This window comes from Streptomyces viridiviolaceus (assembly GCF_014650995.1).
Lineage (GTDB): Bacteria > Actinomycetota > Actinomycetes > Streptomycetales > Streptomycetaceae > Streptomyces > Streptomyces viridiviolaceus.
This window is the reverse complement of the sequence record NZ_BMWA01000010.1, coordinates 113,109-138,446: the sequence shown is the minus strand read 5'-3', so window position 1 is coordinate 138,446 and position 25,338 is coordinate 113,109. Positions and strand designations below refer to the sequence as shown.

Annotated in this window: 23 protein-coding genes and 1 pseudogene; 10 read left to right on the top strand and 14 right to left on the bottom strand. The window is 72.3% G+C overall.

Annotated elements, in window-relative coordinates; all coding sequences use genetic code 11:
* Positions 1–69 precede the first annotated feature (69 nt).
* Genes IE260_RS16270 through IE260_RS16260 form a run of 3 tightly spaced genes read right to left on the bottom strand, consistent with a single transcriptional unit; the run spans position 70 to position 4,419 of the window.
* Positions 70–1,497: a glucose-6-phosphate dehydrogenase gene (locus IE260_RS16270; RefSeq protein WP_189872413.1), complete on the bottom strand. Its 1,428-nt coding sequence runs from the start codon at positions 1,495–1,497 to the stop codon at positions 70–72.
* Positions 1,494–3,320, bottom strand: coding sequence for a glycoside hydrolase family 15 protein (locus IE260_RS16265; protein ID WP_189872411.1), 1,827 nt, complete (start codon positions 3,318–3,320; stop codon positions 1,494–1,496). Before IE260_RS16265 ends, IE260_RS16270 begins: the two co-directional genes overlap by 4 nt.
* 49 nt (positions 3,321–3,369) lie before the next feature.
* Positions 3,370–4,419 carry an NAD(P)-dependent alcohol dehydrogenase gene (locus IE260_RS16260; protein ID WP_189872408.1) on the bottom strand — a complete coding sequence of 350 codons (1,050 nt, stop codon included), beginning with the start codon at positions 4,417–4,419 and terminating at the stop codon, positions 3,370–3,372.
* Between the two features lie 327 nt (positions 4,420–4,746).
* On the opposite strand from IE260_RS16260, the gene IE260_RS16255 reads away from it, so the two are divergent.
* The 8 genes and pseudogenes from IE260_RS16255 to hypE all read left to right on the top strand — a co-directional run bounded on the left by IE260_RS16255 (position 4,747) and on the right by hypE (position 13,289).
* Positions 4,747–5,205 carry a universal stress protein gene (locus IE260_RS16255; protein ID WP_189872406.1) on the top strand — a complete coding sequence of 153 codons (459 nt, stop codon included), beginning with the start codon at positions 4,747–4,749 and terminating at the stop codon, positions 5,203–5,205.
* 184 nt (positions 5,206–5,389) lie between these two features.
* Positions 5,390–7,135 (top strand): enoyl-CoA hydratase-related protein, encoded by a 1,746-nt coding sequence (locus IE260_RS16250; RefSeq protein WP_189872404.1) that lies wholly within the window; start codon positions 5,390–5,392, stop codon positions 7,133–7,135.
* A pseudogene (locus IE260_RS16245) lies at positions 7,132–7,713 on the top strand (hydrogenase maturation protease); the annotation flags it as partial. The gene IE260_RS16250 and the pseudogene IE260_RS16245, both read left to right, overlap by 4 nt.
* Before the next feature lie 42 nt (positions 7,714–7,755).
* Complete coding sequence (hypB, locus tag IE260_RS16240) at positions 7,756–8,484, top strand: hydrogenase nickel incorporation protein HypB (RefSeq protein WP_189872734.1); 729 nt, start codon at positions 7,756–7,758, stop codon at positions 8,482–8,484.
* Positions 8,481–10,802 carry a carbamoyltransferase HypF gene (hypF, locus tag IE260_RS16235; protein ID WP_189872402.1) on the top strand — a complete coding sequence of 774 codons (2,322 nt, stop codon included), beginning with the start codon at positions 8,481–8,483 and terminating at the stop codon, positions 10,800–10,802. The genes hypB and hypF overlap by 4 nt, the downstream gene beginning before the upstream one ends.
* A 3-nt stretch (positions 10,803–10,805) precedes the next feature.
* Entirely contained in the window at positions 10,806–11,087 is a 282-nt protein-coding gene (locus IE260_RS16230) for a HypC/HybG/HupF family hydrogenase formation chaperone (RefSeq protein ID WP_189872400.1), read from the top strand.
* Positions 11,084–12,229: a hydrogenase formation protein HypD gene (gene hypD, locus IE260_RS16225; protein WP_189872398.1), complete on the top strand. Its 1,146-nt coding sequence runs from the start codon at positions 11,084–11,086 to the stop codon at positions 12,227–12,229. The genes IE260_RS16230 and hypD overlap by 4 nt, the downstream gene beginning before the upstream one ends.
* A complete protein-coding gene (gene hypE / locus IE260_RS16220) occupies positions 12,222–13,289 on the top strand; it encodes a hydrogenase expression/formation protein HypE (protein WP_189872397.1) in 1,068 nt (355 codons plus the stop codon). Before hypD ends, hypE begins: the two co-directional genes overlap by 8 nt.
* Before the next feature lie 48 nt (positions 13,290–13,337).
* Here the strand turns inward: hypE and hypA are convergent, their stop codons facing one another.
* The 8 genes from hypA to IE260_RS16180 all read right to left on the bottom strand — a co-directional run bounded on the left by hypA (position 13,338) and on the right by IE260_RS16180 (position 19,815).
* The gene (hypA, locus tag IE260_RS16215) at positions 13,338–13,694 is read right to left on the bottom strand and encodes a hydrogenase maturation nickel metallochaperone HypA (protein ID WP_189872395.1); all 357 of its coding nucleotides are present in this window, start codon (positions 13,692–13,694) and stop codon (positions 13,338–13,340) included.
* A gap of 7 nt (positions 13,695–13,701) precedes the next feature.
* Complete coding sequence (locus IE260_RS16210) at positions 13,702–13,893, bottom strand: hypothetical protein (RefSeq protein ID WP_189872393.1); 192 nt, start codon at positions 13,891–13,893, stop codon at positions 13,702–13,704.
* A 37-nt stretch (positions 13,894–13,930) separates the two neighbouring features.
* Complete coding sequence (locus tag IE260_RS16205) at positions 13,931–14,137, bottom strand: hypothetical protein (RefSeq protein WP_189872391.1); 207 nt, start codon at positions 14,135–14,137, stop codon at positions 13,931–13,933.
* 42 nt (positions 14,138–14,179) lie between these two features.
* Complete coding sequence (locus tag IE260_RS16200; protein WP_189872388.1) at positions 14,180–14,776, bottom strand: DUF5947 family protein; 597 nt, start codon at positions 14,774–14,776, stop codon at positions 14,180–14,182.
* Positions 14,773–15,324 carry a NifU-related iron-sulfur-binding protein gene (locus tag IE260_RS16195; protein WP_189872386.1) on the bottom strand — a complete coding sequence of 184 codons (552 nt, stop codon included), beginning with the start codon at positions 15,322–15,324 and terminating at the stop codon, positions 14,773–14,775. Before IE260_RS16195 ends, IE260_RS16200 begins: the two co-directional genes overlap by 4 nt.
* The gene (locus IE260_RS16190; protein ID WP_189872383.1) at positions 15,317–17,110 is read right to left on the bottom strand and encodes a nickel-dependent hydrogenase large subunit; all 1,794 of its coding nucleotides are present in this window, start codon (positions 17,108–17,110) and stop codon (positions 15,317–15,319) included. Before IE260_RS16190 ends, IE260_RS16195 begins: the two co-directional genes overlap by 8 nt.
* A gap of 67 nt (positions 17,111–17,177) precedes the next feature.
* Positions 17,178–18,266 (bottom strand): NADH-quinone oxidoreductase subunit B family protein, encoded by a 1,089-nt coding sequence (locus tag IE260_RS16185; protein ID WP_189872380.1) that lies wholly within the window; start codon positions 18,264–18,266, stop codon positions 17,178–17,180.
* 1 nt (position 18,267) lies between these two features.
* Positions 18,268–19,815, bottom strand: coding sequence for a hypothetical protein (locus tag IE260_RS16180; protein WP_189872374.1), 1,548 nt, complete (start codon positions 19,813–19,815; stop codon positions 18,268–18,270).
* Positions 19,816–20,035: 220 nt separating this feature from the next.
* Here IE260_RS16180 and IE260_RS16175 point away from each other — a divergent pair, with 220 nt between their 5' ends.
* The gene (locus IE260_RS16175) at positions 20,036–21,031 is read left to right on the top strand and encodes a D-cysteine desulfhydrase family protein (protein ID WP_189872372.1); all 996 of its coding nucleotides are present in this window, start codon (positions 20,036–20,038) and stop codon (positions 21,029–21,031) included.
* 222 nt (positions 21,032–21,253) lie between these two features.
* Here IE260_RS16175 and glpK read toward each other — a convergent pair whose 3' ends face one another.
* Both glpK and IE260_RS16165 read right to left on the bottom strand, forming a co-directional pair.
* Positions 21,254–22,768, bottom strand: coding sequence for a glycerol kinase GlpK (glpK, locus tag IE260_RS16170; RefSeq protein ID WP_189872369.1), 1,515 nt, complete (start codon positions 22,766–22,768; stop codon positions 21,254–21,256).
* A 44-nt stretch (positions 22,769–22,812) separates the two neighbouring features.
* Positions 22,813–23,574: an IclR family transcriptional regulator gene (locus IE260_RS16165; protein ID WP_189872367.1), complete on the bottom strand. Its 762-nt coding sequence runs from the start codon at positions 23,572–23,574 to the stop codon at positions 22,813–22,815.
* A gap of 181 nt (positions 23,575–23,755) precedes the next feature.
* On the opposite strand from IE260_RS16165, the gene IE260_RS16160 reads away from it, so the two are divergent.
* Positions 23,756–24,181, top strand: a complete 426-nt coding sequence (locus IE260_RS16160; RefSeq protein ID WP_189872364.1) for an ATP-binding protein — start codon at positions 23,756–23,758, stop codon at positions 24,179–24,181.
* Between the two features lie 86 nt (positions 24,182–24,267).
* Here the strand turns inward: IE260_RS16160 and IE260_RS16155 are convergent, their stop codons facing one another.
* Complete coding sequence (locus IE260_RS16155) at positions 24,268–25,110, bottom strand: helix-turn-helix transcriptional regulator (protein WP_189872362.1); 843 nt, start codon at positions 25,108–25,110, stop codon at positions 24,268–24,270.
* Positions 25,111–25,338 lie beyond the last annotated feature (228 nt).

Genomic DNA, 25,338 nt, shown 5'->3' with positions numbered 1-25,338 from the left:
CAGGTCTGTCTCCTCCAGGACCGGCGAGCGACCTCGGGCCCGGCCCGGCTGTCGTGGGGTGGTGCGGCCTCAGGAGTCGGCCGGCAGGACCGCGTCCTGGTGCAGCAGGTCGTCCCGCCGCCCCGGGGTGGCGTGCCGTGGCTCCGGCCCGTCCGAGCCGGCCGGGTACTCCTCCAGGGGCACCAGGCCCCTCTCCCAGGCGGACAGGACCGGCTCGAGGACGCGCCAGGCCTCCTCCGCCTCGTCGCTGCGGATGGACAGGGCGGGGTCGCCATTGAGAACGTCCAGCAGCAAACGGCCGTAGGCGGGCAGGTCGGGCGGGTCCATCTCGGCGGTCAGCGAGAGCTGCGTGAGGGTCTCGGTGCGCGCGCCGGTGGCGGTCACGTCCAGGCTCAGGCTCTCGGGTTCCAGCCCGAAGCGCAGCACGTTGGGCCGGACGTCCTGGTCATGCCCGAAGGGCAGGTGGGGCACGGAGCGGAAGCGCACCGCGACCTCCTTGCGGTCCCTGCCGAGGGCCTTCCCGCTCCGCAGGCGGAACCTGGTGCCCGCCCAGCGCCAGCTGTCCAGTTCCAGTTCGACCTCGGCGAAGGTCTCGGTCCGGCGCCGCGCGTCCACACCTTCTTCGTCGGCATAGGCGGGCACCTCGTGGTCCTGGCACCGGCCGGACGAGTAGCGGGCGCGCCGCGTGCGGTTGGCGACGTCGTAGTCGGTCAGCAGCCGCACCGACCTCAGCACGTCGACCTTCCGGTCGCGCAGGTCCCGTTCGCCCAGGCTGATCGGCGGCTCCATGGCGACCAGGCACAGCAGTTGCAGCAGGTGGTTCTGCACCATGTCCTTCAGTGCGCCCACGTGGTCGTAGTAGCCGGCCCGCCCCTCGAGGGCGAGAGTCTCGTCCCAGACGATCTCGACCTCGGCGATGTGCGTACTGTTCCAGATGGGTTCGAGCACCCGGTTGGCGAGTCTGCTGCCGAGCACGTTCTGGACGGTGGTCATGGCCAGGAAGTGGTCGACCCGGAAGACGGCGCTCTCCGGTACGAGGTCGGCGAGCAACCGGTTGAGTTCCTGTGCGCCGGCCAGGTCCTCGCCGAAGGGTTTCTCCAGGACGATGCGGCTGCCCCGGGGCAGTGCCGCCTCGTGCAGCGCGGTCACCGCGGCAGGGAACAGTGCCGGGGGGAGGGCGAGGTAGACGGCGACGGGGTCGTCACCCGCGACGACCGCGCCGACGTCCGCGGGGTCCGTGACATCGGCCCTGCGGTAGTCCGCCGACGCGGTGACGGCCCGTCTGGCCTCGGCCGGGAGTGTGGCGCCGTGGCGTTCGAGCTGGGCCGCGGCCCAGTCCCGGTACCGTGCGCCGTCCCATTCCTCCCTGCTGGCGCCCGTCAATGTGAACCGATCGTCGATGCGTCCTGCCGCGCGCAGGGCGGCCAGCGCCGGCAGGAGGTACCGGCCGGTGAGGTCTCCGGTCGCGCCGAACACGGCGAGTCGTCGGATCGTCACCGGGAGCCTCCCTTCGCCCGTGCGAGGTTCACGCCGCTGGCGATGATCCCGATGTGGCTGAAGGCCTGGGGGAAGTTGCCCATGAATGCTCCGGTGGTCGGGTCGATCTGCTCGGACAGCAGCCCCAGCGGGCTCGCTCGCGCACACAGCGACGCGTAGAGTTCTTCGGCCTCATCGAGCTTCCCCTGGCCGATCAGGTTGTCCACCATCCAGAAGCTGCACAGGACGAAGGCGCCCTCGTCGCCCGCCAGGCCGTCGGGATGCTCGTCGTGCAGATAGCGGTGGAGCAGCCCGTCCCCGGCCGAAAGACGCTCGGCGACGGCCCGGGTGGTCGCCACCATCCGGGGATGATCGGCCGGTACGACATGGCGCAGCGGCAGCCCCAGCAGGCTCGCGTCGACGACACCACCGCCGTCCAGGTACACGCTCAGCGTCTGCGCCTCCTCGTCCCAGGACTCCTCCAGGATGAGGTCACGCAGCCGGTCCGCCGCGCCACGCCAGCGGCCGATGTCGCCGGGCAGCCCGCAACGCTCCGCGATCTGCGCCGCACGGTCCAGGGCCACGTGGCACAGCCCGGCGGAGTAGGTGAACGGACGGCCTTCGCTGCGGACCTCCCAGATCCCCTGGTCCGGCTGGTGCCAGGCGTTGCCGGCCGTGTCGGCGAGCCCGGCCAGACTGGCCCACATGGCGGGCTGGATCTCACCGCCCCGGCGCAGCCACTGGTCGGCGCAGTCCAGGATCTCGCCGTACACGTCGTGCTGGCGCTGATCGGCCGCGCCGTTGCCCCAGCGGACGGGCGAGGAGCCGCGGTAGCCCTCCAGCTCACCGTCCTCGATCTCCTCCGGCACCAGGCCGCCGTCCAGGGTGTACATGATGCGCGGCCGGCGGCTGCGCTCGAAGGCGTCGAGGACCCAGCCGAGGAAGGCGTCGGCCTCGCCGTGGAAACCGATGCGGCGCAGGGCGAAGACCGCGAAGGCCGCGTCCCGGACCCAGGCGTAACGGTAGTCCCAGTTCCGGATGCCTCCGGTCGGCGCGGGCAGGGAGGAGGTGGGTGCGGCGGCCAGCGACCCGTTGGTCCAGTCGTCGCACGTCTTCAAGGTGATCGCGGCACGTCTGACCAGCGCTTCTTCCGGACCGGCGTAGGTGAAGGCGCGCATCCAGCGCCGCCAGGCGTCTGCCGTGCCGCTCAGCATGGCGTCGGGGTCGAAGCGGTGGTGGCGGTGGAAGCGTCCCCAGGCCAGCACGAGATCGAGACGGTCGCCGCGGCGCAGGTCGTGCGTGGTGCGCAGGCCGCTCAGGGGACGGCTGGAGCGCAGGTGGAGGCGCAGGTCGGCCCTGCGGGCGGGCCGCACCTCCAGCCCGCTGTACAGGTGGTGGGTCTGTGCGCCGCCGCGGGGCTCCAGCCGCACCCCGAGGCGGACCTCTCCGTCCAGGACGACCACGGAGCGCACGAGTTCTCCGCGGCTGGACGGCGCGTCGTCCGAGAGATCGGCTCCGGAGCGCAGGACCAGCGCGTCCGTGACGCGCACCAGGCCCGTGTCACTGCGCAGCTCCGTGTGCAGCACGCCGGTGTCGGGTTCGTACCGCTGCCGTGCCTCGAGCAGGTTCTCCGGGGCCACGGTGAAGTGGCCGCCGCGGGTGTGGTCCAGCAGCGCGCAGAACACCGGTTCGGAGTCGAACCGGGGCAGACACATCCAGGGGATGCTGCCGTCGAGGCCGACGAGTGCCGCGGTCGTGCCGTCCCCGATCAGGCCCAGGTCCTCGAGGGGAAGGTAGCCGTCGTGCCGGCGGACCGGCCGGAACGGCGGGTCGGGATCCTGCATACCGTCTCGCTCCTGTTACCGAGCCTGGTGTGCGTGCCTGCGAGTCCGTCTAGAAGGCGACCAGCACCTTGACGGTGTCCTCCAGCTTCTTGTCCGACACCTCGAAGGCTCGCTCCATGTCGTCGAAGGAGAATTCGTGGGTCGTCATGCGGGAGGGGTCGAGGCGGCCCTTCTCGAGCACGCGCAGCAGCCGCTCCATCCGGAGCCTCCCGCCGGGGCAGAGGCCGGAGCTGATCGTCTTGTCGGCCATGCCCACCCCCCAGGCGACGCGGGGGATGCTGACGAACTCGCCGGACCCGAAGTAGCCGATGTTGGAGACCGTCCCGCCGGGCTTGGTGATCTCGACGGCGGTCTTGAAGGTGACGTCCGCGCCCAGCGCCTCGATCGCGGTGTCCACGCCCTGGCCGTCCGTCAGCTCCATGACGCGTTCGACCACGTCCTCGCGGGTGAAGTCGACGATCTCGTCCGCTCCGTAGAAGCGTGCGAGCTCCTGCCTGCTCGGAACCGACTCGACCCCGATGACGAGACCCGCGCCCTTGAGCCTGGCCCCTGCCGTCGCCATCAGACCCACGGGGCCCTGGGCGAGGACGGCCACGGTCCCGCCCATCGGAATGTTTCCGTGCTCGGCGCCCATGAATCCGGTCGAGAGCATGTCGGCGCAGTAGACGGCCGCTTCGTCGGAGATTCCGTCGGGGATTCTCGCGAGATTGGCGTCGGCGTCACCGACGTGGAAGAACTCGGCGAAGACGCCGTCCTTGGAGTTCGCGAACTTGAAACCGCCGAGCGGTCCGCCCGACTGGGACGGGAAGCCGTTCTGGGAGGCGAGGTCGCCCCAGTCCGGGGTGATGGCTCCGACGAGAACACGGTCGCCCGGCCGGAAGTCCTTGACGTCACTGCCCACGGTCTCCACGACGCCGACCGCCTCGTGGCCCAGCGTCAGGTTCTCCCGCGGCCCGATGCCTCCCTGCACGGTGTGCGAGTCGGAGGTGCAGATCAGCGCTTTCGTCGTCCGGACCAAAGCGTCGCGGGAGCCGACGTCGGGGACCGGCTTCTCCATGAAACCCACCTGGCCGATCGCCTTCATGACGAATGCCTTCACCGTCTCGCCCTCCTGTCGGCTCCTCCCGGTCGGGGACGTCACGGAGCCCTGGGTCAATCGGATCGCGCAACCGCCGTCCCACCCGCGGCGCGGCTTCTTCACAACGGGTCCCAGATTCCCAGAGGCCGAGCGCGCCCGCGAGCGGTCACTGCGGGCATTGGTGCTTCCGGGTCAACGACGAGCCGATGTCCGGGCGGGCGGGGCCCGCCCCGTCCGGGCCTGCCGGACTGCGCACACGGTGCGGTCGGCGGATGCTGGAGACCAAGCGCAGGTGGCGGACCGCGGCCCCCGTGCGGTCGTTCCCCACCGTCGAGCCGAGGAGGAACCGTGGCTGACCAGCGCGAGGAGACGGACCGCATCGTGGTCGGGGTGGACGGTTCGGACTCGTCGAAGCAGGCCCTCCGCTGGGCCGTGCGTCAGGCGGAGCTCACCCTCGGTGCGGTGGAGGCGGTGACCGCCTGGGACTTTCCGCAGTTCCACGGCGCGCTCGGCTGGCTGCCCCCGTCGAGCAGCGACGAAGCGGCTGTGGAGGGCCGGGCACGGGAGGAGCTCGCAGCGGCCGTCGCGGAGACCGTGGGATCGCAGCCGCCGGTGGAGGTCCGTGCCGAGGCGCGCTACGGCACCCCCGCCAGTGTGCTGCTCAACGCGTCACATGGCGCGTCCCTGCTCGTGGTCGGCAGTCGCGGTCTCGGGGGCTTCGCAGGACTGCTGTTGGGATCGGTGGCCCAGCACTGCGTCCAGCACGCTGCCTGTCCGGTCGTCGTGGTCCGCGACGGCACACGGTGAGCGCCCGGGCGGCCGCGGCTCGCGTCCGGCACCGTGTCGCGGTCCCGACGTGAACTTGGCGTGCCTGGGACCGGACCGGGCAGGCCGTGCCGGCGGCCTGCCCGGTCCGGATGGAGGAAGACGGCCGACGAAACGCCGCCGTGGTCCTTCTCGGCCCCCCTGAGACCGGCGAACATGCCTCGTCATGGACATCTTGCTCGTAGCCAGCGCGTTCAACAGCCTGACCCAGCGGGTGTACGCGGAACTGTCGGACCAGGGGCACCGAGTGGACGTCGTCCTGGCCTCGCACGGCACCGAAGCGGTCAGGGCCGCCGTACGCGAGACGGGCCCGGAGCTGATCGTCGCTCCGATGCTGAGGACGGCGCTGCCCGAGGACGTGTGGCGGGAGCACACCTGCCTCATCGTGCACCCGGGGCCGCCCGGCGACCGTGGCCCGTCGTCCCTGGACTGGGCGATCGCCCAGGAGGCGTCCCACTGGGGCGTGACGGTTCTCCGGGCCGAGGCCGCGATGGACGCGGGCGACGTGTGGGCCGCCGAGTCCTTCGCGGTGCCGCCGGTCGGCAAGAGCGACCTGTACCGGGGCGAGGTCGCCGACGCCGCCTCGGCCGCCGTCCTGCTGGCCGTGCAGCGGTACGCCGACGGGTCCTTCAAGCCGCGGCCGCAGAGCGATCCCGGGATCCGGGTGGTGTGGCGCGACTTCGTCCACCAGGAGCAGCGCGGGATCGACTGGGAGAACGACAGCACCGAGACGGTGCTGCGCAAGCTGCGCGGTGCCGACTCGCAGCCGGGTGTCCTGGACGAACTCCTCGGCCGGGAGGTGTTCCTGCACGGCGGGCACCCCGAGGACCGGCTCGGCGGACGCCCCGGGGAGCTGCTCGCGACGCGGGCCGGGGCGGTCTGCCGGGCCACCCGGGACGGCGCGGTCTGGATTCCGGAACTGCGCCCCCGCAAGAGCTCCGGCGACCCGGCGCCGTTCCGCCGCCCGGCGGCCTCCGTACTCGCCTCCTTCCCCGCGCCGCCCGGGGCCGGCCGAGGGACGCCCGGCTCCGACGACCGCCCGCACTGGCTGCCGGTGAGCGACGTCCCGCTCGAACTTCCCCCGGACCGCCGCACCTTCGCCGACATCCGGTACCGGCAGCGCGGCGACACCGGGTTCCTCAGCTTCTCCTTCCCGGGCGGGGCGATGAGCACCGACCACTGCCGCAGGCTGCTCGACGCCTACCGCTACGCGCTCGCCCGCCCGACGTCGGTCCTGGTGCTCGGCGGAACCCGCGACTTCTTCTCCAACGGCATCCACCTGAGCGTCATCGAGGCGTCGGCCGACCCCGGGGCCGAGTCCTGGGCCAACCTCAACGCCATGGACGACCTGGTCGAGGCGGTGCTGCGCACCACCGACCGCCTGGTCGTGGCGGCGCTCGGCGGCAACGCGGCGGCCGGCGGCGTCATGCTCGCCCTGGCCGCCGACGAGGTGTGGTGCCGTTCGGGCGTCGTCCTCAACCCGCACTACCGGCGCATGGGCCTGTACGGCTCGGAGTTCTGGACGTACACGCTGCCGCGCCGCGTCGGACCCGAGACGGCTCGGCGGCTGACGAGCGAGGCGTTGCCGGTGAGCGCCGCGGCCGCCGCCCGGATCGGACTGGTGGACCGCGTGGTGCCGGTACCGCCGCAGCGGTTCACCGCCGAGGTCGAACGCATGGCGGCCGCGCGCGCCGACGCGCCCGACCACGCCCGGCGGGTCGCCGCGAAGGCCGCGGCACGTCAGGCGGACGAGGAGCGCCGACCGCTCGCCGAGTACCGCCGGGCCGAACTCGACCGCATGCGCGCCGTCTTCTTCGATCCGCAGGCCCCGTACCACGCCTTGCGTGCGGCCTTCGTCCGGAAGCTGCCGGCCGGCTCCGCCCTGCCGCTGGCCACGGGAGGCAGGCGATGAGTGCGCGCCTGCTGGTGGCGGGCGTCGGCAACATCTTCCTCGCGGACGACGCCTTCGGCCCCGAGGTGATCCGCGCCCTGGACCGGCGCCCGCTGCCGCCCGGGGTGCGGGTGCGGGACTTCGGCATCCGCGGGATGGATCTCGCGTACGAACTGCTCGGCGGCTACGACACGGCCGTCCTGGTCGACGCGGCCGTGCGGGGTCACCGGCCGGGCACCCTGTCGCTGATCGAACCGGAGCTTCCCGAGGGCGCCGCGGGCGCCCCGCCCGAGGCACACGGCATGGACCCGGCGAAGGTCCTGTCCCTGGCCACCCACCTGGGCGACGAGCCCCTCCCCCGCGTCCTCGTCCTCGCCTGCGAGCCGGAGGTGCGGCCACGCGGCGACGAGGACATCGCCCCCGGCATCAGCGCGACGGTGCGCGACGCCGTCGAGCGGGCCGTCACGGCGCTGCACGCCATGGTCGAGGTGCTGCTCGCCGACCCTAGGGCGTCACCCCCGTTGAGCCGCCCGGAGGAATCCCCGGACCCGTCCGCGGCCCGTCTCCCCCGCCCGGTCGCCGACGGCGCCGAGGATCGACAGCAGCCCGACCCACCCGATCCCCTCGCGAGGAGCAGCGCCATGTGCGAGTCCGTGGACGACGTCACCCAGGCCGTCCTGGCCAAGAACGACGGTCTCGCCGCGAGCCTGCGCGACGAACTGGCCCGGCGCGGGGTGAGTGTGGCCAACCTCCTGTCCAGCCCGGGCAGCGGCAAGACCGAACTGCTCGGGCGGGTGCTGGCCCGGGCGGTGGAGCGGCGCGTCCCGGTCGCCGCGCTCACCGCGGACCTGGCGACCGAGAACGACGCGCGCCGGCTCGCCCGTTCGGGGGCGCCCGTGAAACAGCTGCTGACCGACGGGCTGTGCCATCTGGAGGCCCGGCAGCTGCGCGGGCACGTGGAGAGCTGGCTGCCGCAGGACACCTCGCTGCTGTTCGTGGAGAACGTGGGCAACCTCGTCTGCCCGGCGGCCTACGACCTCGGGGAGAGCCTGCGGATCGTGCTCATGGCGGTGACGGAGGGGGAGGACAAGCCGCTGAAGTACCCCACGGCCTTCGGCTCCGCCCATCTGGTGGTGCTCACCAAGACCGACCTGGCCGAGGCCGCCGGTTTCGACGAGTCCGCCTTCCACGCGAACCTGCGTCGGGTCAACCCGGGAGTGGAGGTCGTACGGACCTGCGCCCGCACCGGCGACGGCGTCGACACCGTCCTGGAGCGGGTGCTCGCCGCGCGGGACGGGGGATCCGTCCACCGGCCTCCCCTCGCGCCGCACCCGCACGGCCATGTCCACGCGCCCGACCCCGTCTCGTGACAGCACCCGCCGCGCAGGCGGTGCGCCGGCGCGTCACCGTGCGCGGGACGGTGCAGGGCGTGGGGTTCCGCCCGTTCGTCCACCGCCTGGCCACCGACCTCGCGCTGGCCGGGTTCGTGAGCAACACGGCGAACGGCGTGCTCATCGAGGTGGAGGGCCCGCCGGACGGTGTCGCCCTCTTCTGCTCCCGACTCGCCACGGAACCCCCGCCGTTGGCCGCCGTCACCGGCGTCGGGGTCGAGGACCTGACCGTCACCGGTGCCGACGACGCCTTCACGATCCGTTCCACCGACCGGTCCCCGGGCCGCACCCTGCTCCCGCCGGACACGGCGACGTGCGCGGACTGCCTGCGGGAGCTCGCCGATCCGGCCGACCGCCGCCACCGGCACCCGTTCGTCACCTGCACCCACTGCGGGCCCCGCTTCACCATCGCCACGGGGATGCCGTACGACCGGGCGTTCACGACGATGACCGACTTCCCGATGTGTCCGGCCTGCGCCCGGGAGTACGGCGACCCCGGCGACCGGCGGTTCCACGCCCAGCCCGTCGCCTGCCCGGACTGCGGTCCCCGGCTGCGTCTGGTGCCCGCGTCCGGCAGCGGTGTGCGGCCCGCGCGGGACGCCGGCGCCCTCGCGACGGCACGGGCGCTGCTGGCCGCCGGACGGATCGTCGCCGTCAAGGGCCTGGGCGGCTACCACCTGGCGTGCGACGCCACCGACGCACGGGCCGTCGACGCGCTGCGGACCCGCAAGGCGCGCGGTGGCAAACCGTTCGCGGTGATGTGCGCGGACCTCGACGCCGTGCGGCGGATCGCCGTCGTGTCCGAGGCCGAGGCGGCGACGCTCACCGGCCCCCGGCGCCCCATCGTCCTGCTGCGCCGGCACGCGCGGCAGGACGTACTGGCGCGCGGGGTCTGCCCCGGCAGCCCGCACCTCGGCGTGATGCTGCCGTACACGCCCCTGCACACGCTGCTGTTCGGGCTGTCCGGCGACGCGCCGGGCCCGCGGGTGCTGGTGATGACGAGCGGCAACCGCTCGGGGGAACCGATCGTCACGGACGACGACGAGGCACTGACCCGGCTCGCGGGACTGGCCGACGCCTGGCTCGCCCACGACCGGGCCATCGCCTCGCCATGCGACGACTCCCTGCTGCGGGTGCGCCCCGACGGCACCGAGCAGGTGCTGCGCCGGTCCCGGGGCTATGTCCCCCGCCCACTGCGCCTGCCGGTGGCGGTGCGGCCCACGCTCGCGGTGGGCGGCGATCTGAAGAACGCGCTGTGTGTCGCTGAGGGCGACCAGGCGTGGTTCGGCCCGCACATCGGCGACATGGGAGACCTGACCGCCCTGGAGGCGGCCCGGCGGGCGGAGTCGCAGATGCGGTGCCTGACCGGCGTCGGCCCCGGAATCGTCGCCGCGGACCGGCATCCGGGATACCACTCCGCACGGTGGGCCACCCGACTGGCGCGGGGCGAACCGGTGCTGGTGCAGCATCACCACGCGCACATCGCCTCGGCGATGGCCGAGCACGGCCTCGACGGGACCACACCCGTGATCGGCGTCGCGTTCGACGGCACCGGCTACGGCGACGACGGCACCGTCTGGGGCGGTGAGATCCTGCTCGCCGACTACTCGGGCCACCGGCGCTTCGCCCACCTGAAACCCGCCCCACTGCCCGGCGGGGACTCGGGGGTGGCCAACCCGTGCCGCCTGGCGCTGGCCCGGCTGTGGGCCGCGGGCCTGCCCTGGGATGCGGACCTGCCCAGCGTGACCGCCTGCTCGCCGGAAGAACTGACCTTGCTCGAACGTCAGTTAACGCGCGGGCTGGCCTGTGTGGCGACCTCCAGCATGGGCCGGCTCTTCGACGCCGTGTCGTCCCTCGCGGGCGTGTGCCACCGCGCGGGATACGAGGCCCAGGCCGCCCTGGAGCTGGAGGCCGCTGCCGCTGCGGCCTGGAGCGCCGACACCTCGGCGTACGCCTTCGGCATCACCGCCGACGCGTGGGACCCCGCACCCGTGCTGCGCGCACTGGTCACCGACCTGCGGCGGGGAACCCCGGCCGCCGTGCTCGCCGCGCGCTTCCACCGCGGCGTCGCGCGGGCCGTCGCGGAGATCTGCCGGCGTGCGCGCCGGGACACCGGCCTGGCCACCGTCGCCCTGAGCGGCGGCGTCTTCGCCAACGCGCTGCTGGAGGAGGAGTGCGCGCGGCTGCTGGCCGGGGACGGCTTCGCGGTGCTCCGTCACGGAGAAGTCCCCCCGAACGACGGTGGGTTGGCCCTCGGACAGCTGATGGTCGCGGCCCACCGACGACAAGAGGAGTGACCCATGTGTTTGGCAGTGCCCGGCAAGGTCGTCGCCATCGACGACAGCACCGACCCGCTCACCGGACTGATCGACTTCGGCGGTGTGCAGAAGCAGGCGTGTCTGGAGTACGTGCCCGACGTGCGGGTGGGTGAGTACGTCATCGTCCACGTCGGGTTCGCGCTCCAGCGCCTGGACGAGGAGTCGGCCCTGGCCTCCCTCAAGCTCTTCGAGGAACTGGGCCTGCTGGAGGAGGAGTTCGGCGACGCCTGGGCGCAGGCGGCGAAGGAGGCGGGAACCCCGTGAAGTACATCGACGAGTTCAACGACCCCTCTCTGGCCCGGCGGCTCCTGGACGAGATCCGCGCCACCGCCACCCGGCCATGGGCCCTGATGGAGGTGTGCGGCGGGCAGACCCATTCGATCATCAGGCACGGCATCGACCAACTGCTGCCCGACGAGGTGGAGTTGATCCACGGGCCCGGCTGCCCCGTGTGTGTCACGCCCCTGGACGTCATCGACAAGGCCCTGGAGATCGCCGCCCGCCCCGGGGTGATCTTCTGCTCCTTCGGTGACATGCTCCGTGTGCCCGGCACCGACCGGGATCTGTTCCGGGTCAAGGGCGAGGGCGGCGACGTACGGGTGGTCTACTCGCCGCTCGACGCCCTGGAGCTGGCCCGCCGCAACCCGGACCGGGACGTGGTCTTCTTCGCCATCGGCTTCGAGACCACGGCCCCCGCCAACGCGATGGCCGTGCACCAGGCGCGCCGCCTCGGCCTGACCAACTTCAGCCTCCTGGTGTCCCACGTGCGGGTTCCCCCGGCCATCGAGGCCATCATGACGGCGCCCGCCTGCCGGGTGCAGGGCTTCCTGGCCGCCGGGCACGTGTGCAGCGTGATGGGCACGGCCGAGTACCCGGAGCTCGCCGAGCGGCACGGCGTTCCGATCGTGGTGACCGGCTTCGAACCGCTGGACATCCTGGAGGGCATCCGCCGCGCGGTCCGCCAGCTGGAACGCGGCGAGCACCGGGTGGAGAACGCCTACGCGCGTGCCGTGCGCGAGAACGGCAATCCGGCCGCCGTCCGCATGATCGAGGAGGTGTTCGAGGTCACCGACCGGAACTGGCGTGGCATCGGGCGCATCCCGTCCAGTGGCTGGCGCCTGACCGACGCCTTCCGCGCGTACGACGCCGAGCACCGCTTCGACGTCACCGGGATCCGTACCGAGGAGCCGGCCGAGTGCCGCAGCGGCGAGGTGCTCCAGGGGCTGATCAAGCCGACGGAGTGCGCCGCTTTCGGCACGACCTGCACCCCGCGCACCCCGCTCGGCGCCACCATGGTCTCCAGCGAGGGCGCCTGCGCGGCCTACTACCTGTACCGCCGGATGAACGACACCCCGACGCCGCAGGCCGCCCGGGCCGCGCGGGAGGAGATGAACCCCGTTGCCTGAACATGTCGATGTGGTCGACCCGGCCGGCTGGACCTGTCCCGCCCCGCTGCGCGCCCAGCCGGTCGTGGTGATGGGGCACGGCGGAGGGGGTGCGCTGTCGGCGGAGCTGATGGAGCAGGTCTTCGTCCCCGCCTACGGCAACGCCACCCTGGCCTCGCTCGCCGACTCCGCCGTCCTCGGACTGGGCGGCGCGCGGCTGGCCTTCTCCACCGACTCCTACGTGGTCAGGCCGCTGTTCTTCCCCGGCGGCTGCCTGGGTGACCTCGCGGTCAACGGCACCGTCAACGACCTGGCGATGAGCGGTGCCCGGCCCGCGTATCTCTCCGCCGCCTTCATCCTGGAGGAGGGCGTGGAGCTGACGGTCGTCGAACGGATCGCACGCTCCATGGGAACGGCGGCCGAGGCTGCCGGGGTCACCGTCGTCACGGGTGACACCAAGGTGGTGGAGGCCGGGCACGGCGACGGTGTGTACGTCACCACCGCCGGTGTGGGGCTCGTCCCGGACGGGGTGGACATCCGGCCCCAGCGTGCGCGGCCGGGGGACGTGGTGGTCGTCAGCGGGCCGATCGGCCTGCACGGGGTGGCGATCATGAGCGTCCGGGAGGGGCTGGAGTTCGGGGTGGAGGTCGCCAGCGACACCGCGCCGCTCGCGGATCTGGTGGCGGCGATGCTGGCCGTCACGCCCGACATCCATGTGCTGCGCGACCCCACCAGGGGCGGCCTCGGGGCGTCCCTCCACGAGATCGCCCGGGCCTCCGGGACCGGGGTCCGGCTTCAGGAGCGGGCCATTCCGGTGCCGGACGCGGTGGCGAACGCCTGCGGTTTCCTCGGGCTCGACCCCCTTTACGTCGCCAATGAGGGCCGGCTGGTCGCCTTCGTGCCCCCGGCGGCGGCGGAGGAGGTGCTGGCCGCGATGCGTGCCCACCCCCAGGGCACGGGGGCCGCGGTGATCGGCGAGTGCGTCGCCGAGCATCCGGGCATGGTCGTGGTCGCCACCGGCCTCGGCGGCACCCGGGTGGTGGATCTGCCGCTCGGCGAGCAGCTGCCGCGTATCTGCTGACCGGGACGTGAGGGGCCCCGGCCGGCATGCCGGCCGGGGCCCCTCGGGCTATGCGGAGGCCGGTGACGGCTCGATGCCGGCGATCTCCAGCTCCCGGCCGCTGCGCAGGTCGGTGGAGGGCCGGTCGCAGCGCGGGCACCAGAAGAAGGGGGGCATGCCCACGGGGAACCCCTCGGCACACGGGCCGCACCAGGCCTGCGCGGGGACCTGCTCGACCACGAGCCGGGCCCCGGCGAGGGCGGTGCCGTCGCGGGCCACCTCGAAGGCGAAGCTCAGGGCGTCGGGGACGACGCCCGCCAGCTCGCCGACCCGGACGGTGACCGCCGAGACGGCGTCCGTCCCGTCCGCCCGGGCCAGCTCGTCGGCCCGCTCGATGATCGCGGCAGCGATCGACAGTTCGTGCACGGCCGGCTCACGGATAGCGGTGGCCCGCGCGGAAGCCGCCGGCCATCCGCCAGATCCGCGCCTCCCGCCTCAGGCTGGGCAGCTCCCACAGGAGCAACGCCACGGCCAGACCGCCGATCACGGCGGCCTCGGCCTTGAGGACCCGCCTTCCGCTCGTCCCGCCCCGTCTGCCGACGGCAGCCGGCCTTCGTGCTCGCATGTGCTTCTTCATTGCGGCGACTTCTCCCTGCTGTGTCTCATCCCGGTGAGATGTTCGGCATGGTCTCCGCGAGGGCGTCATGCCGCTTCCAGTGGATCCCGGTGGAGCGGCGCGCGTCGGCGGTGCCGTCCTCGTGGTGCCCGGTCTGGTCCTCGTAGCGTCCCCTGTTGCCCTGGTGCATGCCGGCGACGTGCCGGGGCGTGTCGGGTTTCGCCTGGGCCCGGCCCACTCTGATGCTGCCCATGGGGTGTGCTCCTTCCTCGCCTCCGCCCTGCGGAGTGCGTGCTCATGGCCGCTCGGTGAGGTCCTCGAAGAACTGCTCGACGGACGGCCAGACCCGGCCTCCGCCCGACAGACCGCGCCACTCCCGGCGTACGACGGCGACCATCCGGTAGCAGTCGTCGATCGGCACGATCCAGTGGTGGTCGAGGCCGTGGACAGTGTTCACCAGCAACGCCTCCACGTCGGGTTCCACGGTGGCGAGCTGCGGACACACGCCGGTCAGCCGCTGCCAGGCGGCCGCAGCCACCTCCCACCGCATGGCCCCTGCCGGGCTCGGGCCCTGCGCGGTGACCGTGCCGTCGGCCCGCGGCACGAAGAAGACCAGGCCGACCGGCACGCCCAGCAGCGCCGTGTCGACGCGGGGCAGCCGCACCCGGCGCCGGGGCACCGGCCGGTAGTGCCCGTCGCCCGCCCCGGCCTCGGCGAACAGCACCGAGCAGGGGCCGCAGACGCAGCGCACCTGCTCCGGCCCGGTGTCGTACAGGTGGGCGTGCTCGTCGGCGACCGGCGCGGCACACAGGTCGCACGTCTCCGCATCGACAGCCGCCGTGCGGTCGGCCGAGGAGCGGATGAGGCGGGCCAGCGCTCCGTCCGTGGTCACCGGGCGCCCCGGTGCGTGAGCGTGGTCAGCGGTACGAACGCGGGGGCGGGCGTGTCCGGCAGCGGCTCCACGGCCGTCAGCTCGGGAGCCACGGCGAGCACCGCTTCGCGGACGGCGGTGGTGACCTCGCCGCCTCCCCCGCCGCACCCCGATCCACAGCCGCCGGCCGACGTGAGCCGCACTCGGGCCACGCCCCCCTCCACCCCTGCCCACTCGACGTCGCCGCCCCGTTCCCGCACGGCGGGCCGCAGCCGCTCCACCGCGCGGGCCGCCCGGCGTTCGGGGGGCTCGGGATGGATGTCGTGCAGCACCAGCAGGTGCCCCAGCAGCTCGTCGTCGGCGAGGCGTTCGGCCAGAGGTGCGTCCGCGTGGTCCAGGACGCGGGCCAGCGCCTCGCCGTAGACCTCGGTCAGCAGCCGTACCGCCTCGGTCGCGGAGCGCGTGGCCGGGCCGGGTGCCGACTGGAGTCCTTCCAGCAGGTCGTCGAGCCGGGCGAGCCGGGCCTCGACGTCCGGGTCCGCGAGCCGTGCGGCACCGGCCTCAGCCATGGTTCGCCCCGTACGTCGGCGAGTGCAGCGTGGTCAGCGTCCTGCCCTTGCCGACGTACATGTGCACGCCGCACGGCAGGCACGGGTCGAAGCTGCGCACGGTACGCATGATGTCGACGCCCTTGAAGTCGTCGGGCCCGTTCTCCTCGAAGACGGGCTGCCCCTGGACGGCGTCCTCGTACGGGCCGGGGGTGCCGTAGATGTCGCGGGGGCTGGCGTTCCACGGGGTGGGCGGGTACGGGTGGTAGTTGGCGATCTTCTTGTCCTTGATCACCAGGTGGTGGGAGAGGACACCGCGCACGGCCTCGTGGAAGCCGCAGCCGATCGCCTCGTCGGGCACCTCGTAGTTCTCGAAGACCTTGGTCTCGCCCGCACGCACCATCCCCATGGCCTCTTCCAGGAACTGGAGGGCCATGGCGGCCGCGTAGGCGACGAAGTACGGCCGGGCGCGGTCGCGTTCGATGGTGTTGCTCCACTGCGGGATGCGCCATTCCAGGGTCGTCTCCGGCAGCTTCTCGCCCTTGGGCAGCGAGATGCGCACACTGGTGCCCGTGGCCTTCACGTAGGGGGTGTCGACCAGGCCGCTCAGCGCCGTCGACCACAGCCGGGCGAGCGGGCCGCCGCCGGTGTCGAGGGCGAGGTGCTGGCCGCTGGCCTTGTCGTACCAGCGCGGGCTCATCACCCAGCTGTACTTGCCGTCGAAGTCGCGCTTCTGCGGGACCGGGACGGTGGTCTGGTTCCACGGGTGGCGCATGTCGACGGGGTTGCCGAGCGGGTCGTGGGTGACGAAGGGCTGTTCGCCCGTCCAGTCCTCGTAGTACGAGCTGCCGAGCAGGATCCGCAGGCCCAGGTTGATGTCGACGAGGTTGTTGGTGATCAGCTCGCCGTCGACGATGACGCCCGGGGTGACGTACATCTGCTTGCCCCAGGTGTTCATCGTCTCGTACCGGTAGTCGACGGTCCGGGGGTCCTGGAAGGCCCCCCAGCAGCCCAGCAGGACGCGGCGGCGGCCGACCTCCTCGTAGCCGGGCAGCGCCTCGTAGAAGAAGTCGAAGACGTCGTCGTTCATGGCGACGGCCTTCTTGACGAAGTCGATGACCCGCATGAGCCGGCTGAGGTAGTCGGTGAAGGCGGTCGGCTGCGGCATCGTGCCGACGCCACCGGGGTACAGCGTGGACGGGTGGACGTGCCGCCCTTCCATGAGACAGAACATCTCGCGGGTGACCCGGCTCATCTTGAGGGCTTCCTTGTACACCGCGCCCTCGAAGGGGTTGAACGCCCGCATGATGTCGGCGATCGTCCGGTAGCCGTGGATCTCGCCGCGGGGGGACTCGGTGCGTTCGGCGCGGGCCAGTACACCGGGGTTGGTGGCCTTGACCATCGCCTCGCAGAAGTCCACGAAGACCAGGTTGTCCTGGAAGATCGTGTGGTCGAACATGTACTCGGCCGCTTCGCCGAGGTTGACGATGTAGTCGGCCAGCGGGGGCGGCTTGACGCCGTAGGCCATCTGCTGGGCGTAGTCGGAGCAGGTGGTGTGGTTGTCGCCGCAGATGCCGCAGATCCGGGACGTGATGAAGCCCGCGTCGCGGGGATCCTTGCCCTTCATGAACACCGAGTAGCCGCGGAACAGCGACGAGGTGCTGTGGCATTCCACGACTTCCCGGTTGGCGAAGTCGATCTTCGTGTAGATGCCCAGGTTCCCGATGATCCGCGTGATCGGATCCCAGGACATGTCCACGAGCTGTGGCGGCTTGCGCTCCGTGGGCCGGGCCTCGGTGGTGGTCATCTGTGGTACTGCCCCTCGCTGTCGGCGCTGTGTGGGTGGGTGGTGGTGGGACGCGGTCCGCTCGGCGTCAGGGCCGCCAGCGCGGGTTGTAGCCGCTGGTCAGCTTCCGCTTGTTGTGACGCCACTTGGGCTCGTGGTTGACCAGCTCGTTCGTCATGCCGCGCAGCCGGCGGATGACGGCCCCGTACGGCTTGATGGCCAGCGACGACAGCGTTCCGCCCGGGGGCTCGTCCATGAACGGCATGAACGCGTCGGGGAAGCCGGGCATCGTGCAGCCGATGCAGATGCCGCCGACGTTCGGGCAACCGCCAATGCCGGCCATCCAGCCGCGCTTGGGCACGTTGCAGTTGACGACGGGACCCCAGCAGCCCGTTTTCACCAGGCACTTGGGCGAGTTGTAGTCCTTGGCGAAGCCGGCCTGCTCGTAGTACGCGCCGCGGTCGCAGCCCTCGTGCACCGTCTTGCCGAACAGCCACTGCGGGCGCAGCATGTGGTCCAGCGGGGGCGGGGGCGCGGAACCGGCCGCATGGTAGAGGACCCAGATCAGGGTCTCCATGAAGTTCTCGGGCTGGATCGGGCAGCCGGGCACGTTCACCACGGGCAGCCCGCCCTGCGAGGTGAAGTCCCAGCCCAGGTAGTCGGCCAGGCCCATGCAGCCGGTCGGGTTGCCGGACATGGCGTGGATGCCGCCGAAGGTGGCGCACGTACCGGCGGCCACCACCGCCCAGGCCCTGGGGGCCAGTTGGTCGATCCACCAGTTGAGGGTCTGCGGCTCACCGGTCTCCGGGTCGTTGCCGAAGGACGTCCAGTAGCCGTCGCCCTCGATGATGTTCTGGTTGGGGATCGAGCCCTCGATGACGAGGATGAACGGGGCCAGCTCGCCGCGTACCGCCGCCCGGTAGGGGGCGAGGAAGTCCTCGCCGCCCAGGCTCGGGGACAGCACCTTGTTGACGAGGTTCACCTTCGGCAGGCCGGGGATGAGCCCGAGCACCAGGTCCTCGATGGAGGGCTGGCCGGCGGCGGTCAGTGAGACGGTGTCGCCGTCGCAGCTCATGCCCTCGGAGATCCAGAGGATGTGGATCTCGTCGAAGCCCTCGCGGTCCTCGGCTCGGCTGGGTTCTTCGCTGACTTCGGTGGTACTGCTCCGGGTCGTCATGTCACTGGCCTCCGCTGCAGGGGGTCTCGGAGTTGTTCGTGTGCCGCGCCCTTGCTGCGGCGGGTGCCGGTTTCCGCGGCTCGTGAGAGGACGCGGCGGGCTCCAGTGGTTCGAGCTCGTCCGGCCGGAAGTAGTGGAAGCGGCCGTACCAGGTGTGCAGTTCGGAGGCGGGATCGTCGTCGAGGGTGACGGCGAGGTGCACGCTGCCGTCCACGTCGTGGAAGACGGCGGCCACCTCGGCGGTGCGTCCGGCCAGGAACATGTCCTGGGCGTCGGCGCCCCGTCCCCGCGGGCGGAGCCGTACGCGGCTGCCGCCGCCGACGTGGACGCCGTCGACGAGCACCGTGTCGGTGGACGGGGACAGTCCGTCGTCGGCGCCCTCCTGCCACCAGGCGGGGCGTTCGGTGAACGGGGTTGCCGAGGGGGTGACCGGGTCAGCCGGGGCGGTGACCGGTGCCAGGGAGCGGACGGCGCCGTGCAGCCGTGCGAAGACCTCCGGGGGCATGGTGTCGACCCGGTCGAGGATCGCGGCGGCCCGCGGGTCGGTGGCGCGCGCCTCGCGCTTCTCCTCGTCGGTCAGCAGCATCGTGCGCAGCGTGAGGATCTCGTCGATCTCCGCCGCGTCGTGCAGGTCGCCCGGGCTCTCCGGGGCCACCTGGGGGTGGTCGGGCAGGATGATCGGTGAGGAGAGCAGGACGTGTCCGGTGGGGGGCTCGCCGCCGAGGACGGGGAAGGTGAACTCGTTCCGGCACGCACGTGCGTGGTCGCGCAGGTCCGCCGGTGGGTCGATCAGCGAGACGAACTCCACGCCGTCGCCGGCGATGAGGGTGTGGGCGGCGATGAGCGCCCGCCGCAGCGCCTCGTCGCGAGCGGCCCGGGTCCTCGGGGCACGTCCGGTGTTCACGGTGCGCACCCGGAGCCGGCGGACGTCGTCCGAGAGCCGCTCGGCCGTCAGCGTGACGCTCGCCCGTACCTCCTCGCGGCGCCGCACCACCCGCCCGGCGTGTGCCGGCAGTACGTCGATGTCCTCATCGGCGGCCGCTTCCACCGTGACGGTGCGCTCACCGTGCAGCAGGTCGTCCAGCGGGACCACGGCATCGGCTTCGCGCGGTACTGCCTCGTCGAAGGTCAGGTGGTCCGTGCCGCCGTCGGTCCGCAGCGATTCGACGGCGCGGTGGCCACCGTCTCGGCCGGTTTCCTCCACCTGCTTGCGCTGCATCTGCAGATAGCGCAGCCTCAGCCGGACGGAGGCGCCGGGCCGCCGGATCCGCAGCAGGCACTCGGTCTGCTGGTACCAGGAGTCGGCGGAGCCGGACACACCGGGGACGACCGGGCCGTCCGACTCCACCCACTCCCGGGGGAACAGCACCCCGAACTGCCACCGGACGCGGTTCTTGGCCGAGGACCGCCGGTAGGGGTACAGGAGGTAGCCCTCGTAGAGGACGGCGTCGGCGACGGCGCTGAGCTGCCCGAAGACGCACCGGGACGGGTCCGTGCCCACGCCCGGGGCAGCGCACGCCGCGTCGCCCTCGACCAGTCCCTGCGACATCGCGCCTCCTTGCGTCCGTGTGCGCCCATCCCTTCCACCACGGTCACACCGCTCACACACTCTCGCCCGCTCCGGCGCGACCCAGTGAGCCGTTCGAGGGGTGACCGGCTGTGGCCGGGGGTCCGTGGGCGGGGGCGTGAACCTGAGTGCGGGGTCCCCACCGGGCGCCCGGACGGCACGGCCGGTGACCCGGGTGGTCCAGCCGAGAGATCATGAACTCATGTCCTCAGGAAGAGAAGTCCCCCAGCCCATCTCGCTCAGCACCTGGCCCACCCCGCTGGAGCCGCTCCCCCGGCTGGCCCGCGCGCTCGGTCTCGATGCCGAGGACCTGTGGATCAAACGCGACGACCTCACCGGAATGGGCGGCGGCGGCAACAAGACCAGGAAACTCGAGTGGCTGTGCGGGGCGGCCCTCGCGGACGGCGCGACCCACCTGGTGACGACCGGCGCGCCGCAGAGCAACCACGCCCGGCTGACCGCCGCCGCGGGTGCCCGCCTCGGCCTGGAGACGGTCCTGGTGCTCGCGGGCACCGCCGGGTCCGAGGCTCGGGGCAATCTCGTCCTGGACGCGCTGTTCGGCGCGACGGTCGTCTGGGCCGGCGACGTGGACGGGCCCGCGCTCGCAGCGGCGGCCGAGGATGTGGCCGCGGCCTTGCGCGACCGGGGCGCGCGGCCGGCGCTGCTCCCGTTCGGCGGTTCCAGTGCGGTGGGGGCGCTCGGCTATGACGCGTGCGGACGCGAACTGCTCACCCAGGCACCTGATCTCGACACGGTCGTGGTGGCCCTGGGTTCCGGCGGCACCATGGCCGGGCTCGTCCACGCACTCGGTCCCGAGCGGGTCCTCGGCGTGCACTGCGGCGCCGTGGACGACCCCGTCGCGGTGGTCTCCGCGCTGTTCACCGGGATGGGAGGCGGCCCCGTGCCGTCCGGCTCGCTGCGGGTACGCACCGACCAGGTCGGTCCCGGCTACGGCGCCCTGACCGCCCCGGTCATGGACGCCCTGGCGCGCGCGGCCCGTACGGAGGGCATTGTGCTGGACCCCGTGTACACCGGTCGGGCCATGGCCGGCCTGATCGCCGCCGTACGGGACGGAGACGTCGTGCCCGGGCGGCGAACGGTGTTCCTGCACACGGGCGGGCTGCCCGGCCTGTTCGGGCACCCGGCCGCGCTCCGGGCGACGGCGGCACCGCTCGACGGCGAGGGCCTCACGCCCTGAGCCGGTCAAGCGGTCGCGGTGACCCGATTGACCGCGGTCGGACGGTCCGGATGCTGGTCCTGCACACCTGCGCCGAGCGGGAGCGGGCCGGGCCGAGGGCACCACGCCCCGCGCGCCACCTGGGACGAGATGGCCACGAGCCCGCCGGGCCGCGGTGCGGCTGAAGGCCGAGTCATGGATCGGAGGTAGCGCTCCGCGGGGAGACGGTACGGCGGGGCCGTGTCAGGGGGCTCGTGGTGGTCCGACCCAGCCCAGGGACCGTTCGACGGCCCGCTGCCAGTTCTCGTACTCCGCCTCGCGCCGTGCGGGATCCATCGCGGGCATCCACTGGGCGGCCCGGTGCCAGTTGCGGCGCAGCACCTCCAGGCCGGGCCAGTAGCCGGCGGCCAGCCCCGCGGCGTAGGCGGCCCCGAGGGAGACCGTCTCGGCGACCATGGGCCGCACCACGGGCACGTCGAGCACGTCGGCCACGAACTGCATGAGCAGGTTGTCCGCGGTCATGCCCCCGTCCACCTTGAGCTGCTGGAGGGGGACGGAGGAGTCGGCGTTCATGGCGTCGACCACCTCCCGGGTCTGCCAGCCGGTGGCCTCCAGGACGGCACGCGCCAGGTGGCCCTTGGTGATGTAGGAGGTGAGGCCGACGATGACCCCGCGCGCGTCGCTGCGCCAGCGGGGCGCGAACAGGCCCGAGAAGGCGGGCACGATGTAGCAGCCGCCGTTGTCCTCGACCGTCCGCGCGAGGGTCTCGATCTCCGGGGCGCTGCTGATCAGGCCCAGGCGGTCCCGGAACCACTGGACGAGGGCGCCGGTGACGGCGATCGACCCCTCCAGCGCGTACACCGGCGCCTGGTCCCCGATCTGGTACGCGACCGTCGTCAGGAGTCCGTGCCGGGACCGTACGAGGTCGAGACCGGTGTTGAGCAGCAGGAAGCTGCCCGTTCCGTAGGTGCACTTGGCCTCGCCCGGGGAGAAACAGGTCTGACCGAAGAGGGCGGCCTGCTGGTCGCCGAGCGCGGCCGTGATGGAGACGCCCGGCAGCAGCGCGCGGGCGTCGCCGTACGTCTCCGCGGACGATCTGATCTCGGGCAGCATCGAGCGGGGCACCCCGAAGAAGGCCAGCAGCTCTTCGTCCCAGGTGAGGGTGCGGATGTTCATCAGCATCGTGCGGCTGGCGTTGGTGGCGTCGGTGATGTGCAGGCCGCCGTCGGCGCCCCCGGTGAGGTTCCAGATCAGCCAGCTCTCCATCGTCCCGAACAACACCTCGCCGTCCTTGGCGCGCTGCTCGATGCCCTTGACGTGGTCGAACAGCCACCGGATGCGCAGCGCCGAGAAGTAGGTCGACGGCGGCAGGGCGCACCGCTCCAGGAAGAACTCCTCTCCGGGGCGCTCTCGCAGCTCCTCCACGAGCGGTGCCGTGCGGGTGTCCTGCCAGACGATCGCCCGGCCCAGCGGGGCGCCGGTCCGCCGGTCCCACAGCACCGTCGTCTCGCGCTGGTTGGCGAGGCCGACGGCGGCCACCTGCCCGTGGTCCACACCGGCGTCGGACAGGGCCTCGGGCACGACGCGCCGCAGGTTCTGCCAGATCTCGACGGCGTCGTGTTCGACCCACCCCGGCCGGGGGAAGTGCTGCTTGTGCTCCTTCTGCGCGACCGAGACCAGCCGCCCACGGAGGTCGAACAGGATGCAGCGGGTCGAGTTGGTGCCCTGATCGATGGACATTACGTACCGTTCAGCCATGATCGGCTCTGCCTTCCGACGGGTCGAGGGGCGGCTGTCCTGGCCTACCAGCGGGCGGCTCCCAGGTCTCTGGAGATCGCCCGGGCGGCCTCCCGGATCAGGCTGATCAGCTGCGGGCGGGGCCGGCCCTGGCTGTCGCAGATCCGCTCGACCGGTCCGGAGAGCCCGATGGCGCCGACGACGAGGCCGCCGTGCCCCCGGATCGGCGCGGCGAGCCCGGCCTCACCCATGCTCATCTCCTGGATCTCGGCGGCCCAGCCGACTTCCCTGACCTCGGTGAGCGCCCGGGCGAGCCGCTCGGGATCGATCAGGGTGTGCCGGGTGTACGCCGCCAGTCCCGGCTCCGGGTCAGGGTCCGCGGTCCCGAAGGCCAGCAGCACCTTGCCGAGCGAGGAGGCGTGCAGCGGCAGCAGCGATCCCACGTCCAGCGTCTGGAAGGTGTCGTCCGGTCGGAACACGTGGTGGACGATGAGTACCTGGCCCTCCAGCGGAGTCCCCAGGCGCACCGCCTCACCGCTGCGCGCGGCCAGCGCGTCGGCCCAGTTCAGGGAGCGCGAGCGCAGCTCGTTGACGTCCAGATAGCTGGTGCCCAGGTGCAACAGGGCGGCTCCGAGCTGGTACTTTCCGGTCTCCGCGTCCTGTTCCACGAAGTCCACGTGCTGCAGCGTGCGCAGGATGCCGTGGGCGGTGCCCTTGGCCAGGCCGAGCGACGCCGCCACCTCGCCGAGCCCGAGTCGGCGTGGCCCACCGGCCAGCAGGCGCAGAATCGCCGCCGCCCGTTCGATCGACTGGACTGGGCCGGCCATGAGGCGAGCCTATTACCGCCGCGGACGCTTCGCCCCGCGGGCGGATGACCTTCGCGGACGGGGTCGTTCGGTAATGCCGACCGCGGTTCATTGACCCGCCCGATTTGTCTCCATAGCTTGCTTTGGAGTCCGGCAGGCGCCGAGAGCGCCCGGCCGGCAGCACGGACCATCGGGAGAGAACATGGCGGCACAGCTCAACACGCTGATACGGGCGGCATGCGAATACGTGTGTCCGGTGCCGCCCGTCGCCGGCGCGGTTTCGGCCGTACGCCGATGCGCGGCAGAGGTCCTCGCGGACTGGAGGGTGTGTCCGGGAATCGTCGAGGATGCGATGCTCATGGTGTCGGAGCTGGTCACCAACGCGATCATTCACGGTCTGCCCCCGGCCGAGCTGCGGCTGTCGTGGGTGCCCGACGACGGCGACGGGGTCCTGAGGGTCGAGGTCACCGACGCGGGACCCGCACGTCCGGCGGGCCAGCCGCTCGACGGGATCGACCCGGACGAGCACGGCAGGGGCGAGGCGATCGTCCACGCCCTGGCCACGCGTCACGGCATCCGGGTCCATTCCGGCGGGGTCACCCGCTGGGCGGAACTCGCCGCGGTCTGAGGCGCAGCTTCCGCTCCGGCGACCCGGAGATCGGGGCAGGCCGTCACCCCGCCCGGAAATGGACAGGTCGCTGCCGGGTGAGGCTGTCAGAGGAGCCCCTTGCGGATTGCGTATGCCACTGCGTGGGTGCGGTTGCGCAGCTTCAGCCGCGTGACGACCTCGTGGAGGACGCTCTTGATGGTGCGCTCGGAATAGCTGAGGCGATCCGCGACCTCCAGTGTGCTCAGCCCTTCGGCCAGGAGACGGAGAACATCCACCTCCCTCGGTGACAGGTCGCCGTCCCGCCTCTGTCCTGAGGTCCCCCGGGCACGCAGCTCCCGGACGAGGGAGCGGACCAGGCGAGGAGGCATGGGCGACTCCCCCGACAGGCCCTCCCGGGCCGCCCGCAGTACGGTCTCGTACCGGACCTCGGCACGCGGGAGCACGCCGACCACCCCGAAACGCACGGCCTTCAGCAGCAGCCGTTCGCTGATCTCGTCGATGATCAGGAGGGCCGGCGGGCCTTCCCCGTCGGTCTCCCGGTGAAGTGGTTCGAGCCAGTCGACGGTCCGCTCCGTCGCCACCCGGTCCAGCACCAGTGCCATGTCGGCGCTCCGCCAATCTCCCCAGCGCGCCACCCGCACCGCTTCCGACGCCCTGAGGTACGCCTCGGCCCCCTCGGCGGTGATGGCGTCGTCCGCCTTGACCATGACGGTGAGCGGAAGCTGCTGCTGAGCCGCACCCTCGCGAGCCGAGGGAACGGCGGCGAGGCGCGGGCGCACGAGCTGGTGACCGGTCGTGCCGATGCTTTCATCGCCGAGTAAGTGCCGAGTACCGGGCTTGGCCCCTCCTGCGACGACGCCCTCCGTGCGTTCTCGCAGGAGGATGGCACCGGCAACGCACCGGTCCGCAAGGTCCACCTCTTCGACAGAAGTGTCCGCCTGTGCCATGTCCCTCTCCCTCACGATGGGTCCGACCGTTTCAGCCTCGGTCGCCCGCCCGTCGTGCGCATCAGTCAGAAGACTGTCGCGCCGACTGATGCGGAGGGCGCGCATCCGGACATCGGTGTGAGCGCAGGAGACGGGGGTGAAGAACGTGGGCGAGGCGAAGGGCACGTACTCCGCCGTCCGGCTTGTGGCGGGCGAGGCCGGGCAGCAGCGGTCCGTCCCGGCGAGGAG

Bases quoted from the DNA above. Each gene is read 5' to 3' on its own strand.
- IE260_RS16160 (WP_189872364.1), top strand. From the start codon at position 23,756: ATGGCGGCACAGCTCAACACGCTGATACGGGCGGCATGCGAATACGTG.
- IE260_RS16165 (WP_189872367.1), bottom strand. From the start codon at position 23,574: ATGGCCGGCCCAGTCCAGTCGATCGAACGGGCGGCGGCGATTCTGCGC.
- hypB (WP_189872734.1), top strand. From the start codon at position 7,756: ATGTGCGAGTCCGTGGACGACGTCACCCAGGCCGTCCTGGCCAAGAAC.
- IE260_RS16190 (WP_189872383.1), bottom strand. From the start codon at position 17,110: ATGACCACCACCGAGGCCCGGCCCACGGAGCGCAAGCCGCCACAGCTC.
- IE260_RS16230 (WP_189872400.1), top strand. From the start codon at position 10,806: ATGTGTTTGGCAGTGCCCGGCAAGGTCGTCGCCATCGACGACAGCACC.
- glpK (WP_189872369.1), bottom strand. From the start codon at position 22,768: ATGGCTGAACGGTACGTAATGTCCATCGATCAGGGCACCAACTCGACC.
- IE260_RS16210 (WP_189872393.1), bottom strand. From the start codon at position 13,893: ATGCGAGCACGAAGGCCGGCTGCCGTCGGCAGACGGGGCGGGACGAGC.
- IE260_RS16175 (WP_189872372.1), top strand. From the start codon at position 20,036: ATGTCCTCAGGAAGAGAAGTCCCCCAGCCCATCTCGCTCAGCACCTGG.
- IE260_RS16195 (WP_189872386.1), bottom strand. From the start codon at position 15,324: ATGGCTGAGGCCGGTGCCGCACGGCTCGCGGACCCGGACGTCGAGGCC.
- IE260_RS16155 (WP_189872362.1), bottom strand. From the start codon at position 25,110: ATGGCACAGGCGGACACTTCTGTCGAAGAGGTGGACCTTGCGGACCGG.
- IE260_RS16185 (WP_189872380.1), bottom strand. From the start codon at position 18,266: ATGACGACCCGGAGCAGTACCACCGAAGTCAGCGAAGAACCCAGCCGA.
- IE260_RS16205 (WP_189872391.1), bottom strand. From the start codon at position 14,137: ATGGGCAGCATCAGAGTGGGCCGGGCCCAGGCGAAACCCGACACGCCC.
- IE260_RS16250 (WP_189872404.1), top strand. From the start codon at position 5,390: ATGGACATCTTGCTCGTAGCCAGCGCGTTCAACAGCCTGACCCAGCGG.
- IE260_RS16180 (WP_189872374.1), bottom strand. From the start codon at position 19,815: ATGTCGCAGGGACTGGTCGAGGGCGACGCGGCGTGCGCTGCCCCGGGC.
- IE260_RS16265 (WP_189872411.1), bottom strand. From the start codon at position 3,320: ATGCAGGATCCCGACCCGCCGTTCCGGCCGGTCCGCCGGCACGACGGC.